1 rRNA gene is annotated in these 2,929 nt (G+C 52.9%); it reads right to left on the minus strand.

Annotated elements, in window-relative coordinates:
* Positions 1–2,927 (minus strand): 23S ribosomal RNA (locus COD11_RS00225).
* Positions 2,928–2,929 lie beyond the last annotated feature (2 nt).

Raw genomic sequence — 2,929 nt, forward strand, 5'->3', positions numbered from 1 at the left:
TAGGTTAAGTCCTCGATCGATTAGTATCAGTCAGCTCCACACGTCACCGCGCTTCCACCTCTGACCTATCAACCTGATCATCTTTCAGGGATCTTACTCACTAATGTGATGGGAAATCTCATCTTGAGGGGGGCTTCATGCTTAGATGCTTTCAGCACTTATCCCTTCCGCACATAGCTACCCAGCTATGCCTTTGGCAAGACAACTGGTACACCAGCGGTGCGTCCATCCCGGTCCTCTCGTACTAAGGACAGCTCCTCTCAAATTTCCTACGCCCACGACGGATAGGGACCGAACTGTCTCACGACGTTCTGAACCCAGCTCGCGTACCGCTTTAATGGGCGAACAGCCCAACCCTTGGGACCGACTACAGCCCCAGGATGCGATGAGCCGACATCGAGGTGCCAAACCTCCCCGTCGATGTGGACTCTTGGGGGAGATAAGCCTGTTATCCCCGGGGTAGCTTTTATCCGTTGAGCGATGGCCCTTCCATGCGGAACCACCGGATCACTAAGCCCGACTTTCGTCCCTGCTCGACTTGTAGGTCTCGCAGTCAAGCTCCCTTGTGCCTTTACACTCTACGAATGATTTCCAACCATTCTGAGGGAACCTTTGGGCGCCTCCGTTACATTTTAGGAGGCGACCGCCCCAGTCAAACTGCCCACCTGACACTGTCTCCCAGCCCGATCAGGGCTGTGGGTTAGAATTTCAATACAGCCAGGGTAGTATCCCACCGACGCCTCCACCGAAGCTAGCGCTCCGGCTTCTCAGGCTCCTACCTATCCTGTACAAGCTGTACCAAAATTCAATATCAGGCTACAGTAAAGCTCCACGGGGTCTTTCCGTCCTGTCGCGGGTAACCTGCATCTTCACAGGTACTATAATTTCACCGAGTCTCTCGTTGAGACAGTGCCCAGATCGTTACGCCTTTCGTGCGGGTCGGAACTTACCCGACAAGGAATTTCGCTACCTTAGGACCGTTATAGTTACGGCCGCCGTTTACTGGGGCTTCGGTTCAAAGCTTCGCTTGCGCTAACCTCTCCCCTTAACCTTCCAGCACCGGGCAGGCGTCAGCCCCTATACTTCGCCTTGCGGCTTCGCAGAGACCTGTGTTTTTGCTAAACAGTCGCCTGGGCCTATTCACTGCGGCTTTTCCGGGCTATTCACCCTAAAAAGCACCCCTTCTCCCGAAGTTACGGGGTCATTTTGCCGAGTTCCTTAACGAGAGTTCTCTCGCTCACCTTAGGATTCTCTCCTCGCCTACCTGTGTCGGTTTGCGGTACGGGCACCTCTCACCTCGCTAGAGGCTTTTCTTGGCAGTGTGGAATCAGGAACTTCGGTACTATAGTTCCCTCGCCATCACAGCTCAGCCTTCGCGACAACGGGATTTGCCTCGTTGTCAGCCTAACTGCTTGGACGCGCATATCCAACAGCGCGCTTACCCTATCCTTCTGCGTCCCCCCATTGCTCAAATGGTGAGGAGGTGGTACAGGAATTTCAACCTGTTGGCCATCGCCTACGCCTTTCGGCCTCGGCTTAGGTCCCGACTAACCCTGAGCGGACGAGCCTTCCTCAGGAAACCTTAGGCATTCGGTGGAGGGGATTCTCACCCCTCTTTCGCTACTCATACCGGCATTCTCACTTCTAAGCGCTCCACCAGTCCTTACGGTCTGGCTTCACAGCCCTTAGAACGCTCTCCTACCACTGTTCTAAAAGAACAGTCCACAGCTTCGGTGATACGTTTAGCCCCGGTACATTTTCGGCGCAGAGTCACTCGACCAGTGAGCTATTACGCACTCTTTAAATGGTGGCTGCTTCTAAGCCAACATCCTGGTTGTCTAAGCAACTCCACATCCTTTTCCACTTAACGTATACTTTGGGACCTTAGCTGGTGGTCTGGGCTGTTTCCCTCTTGACTACGGATCTTATCACTCGCAGTCTGACTCCTGAACATAAGTCTTTGGCATTCGGAGTTTGACTGAATTCGGTAACCCGATGGGGGCCCCTAGTCCAATCAGTGCTCTACCTCCAAGACTCTCATTTCAAGGCTAGCCCTAAAGCTATTTCGGAGAGAACCAGCTATCTCCAAGTTCGATTGGAATTTCTCCGCTACCCACACCTCATCCCCGCACTTTTCAACGTGCGTGGGTTCGGGCCTCCATTCAGTGTTACCTGAACTTCACCCTGGACATGGGTAGATCACCTGGTTTCGGGTCTACGACCACGTACTTATTCGCCCTATTCAGACTCGCTTTCGCTGCGGCTCCGTCTTATCAACTTAACCTTGCACGGGATCGTAACTCGCCGGTTCATTCTACAAAAGGCACGCCATTACCCNNGGGCTTTGACTACTTGTAGGCACACGGTTTCAGGATCTCTTTCACTCCCCTTCCGGGGTGCTTTTCACCTTTCCCTCACGGTACTGGTTCACTATCGGTCACTAGGGAGTATTTAGCCTTGGGAGATGGTCCTCCCTGCTTCCGACGGGATTTCACGTGTCCCGCCGTACTCAGGATCCACTCTGGAGGGAACGAAGTTTCAACTACAGGGTTGTTACCTTCTTTGACGGGCCTTTCCAGACCTCTTCATTTACTCCGTTCCTTTGTAACTCCGTACATGAGTGTCCTACAACCCCAAGAGGCAAGCCTCTTGGTTTGGGCTTCTTCCGTTTCGCTCGCCGCTACTCAGGAAATCGCGTTTGCTTTCTCTTCCTCCGGGTACTTAGATGTTTCAGTTCCCCGGGTCTGCCTTTAATACCCTATGTATTCAGGTAAAAATACTACTCCATTACGAGCAGTGGGTTTCCCCATTCGGAAATCTCCGGATCAAAGCTTACTTACAGCTCCCCGAAGCATATCGGTGTTAGTACCGTCCTTCATCGGCTCCTAGTGCCAAGGCATCCACCGTGCGCCCTTAACAACTTAACCTT

This window comes from Bacillus sp. AFS040349 (assembly GCF_002577655.1).
Lineage (GTDB): Bacteria > Bacillota > Bacilli > Bacillales > Bacillaceae > Metabacillus.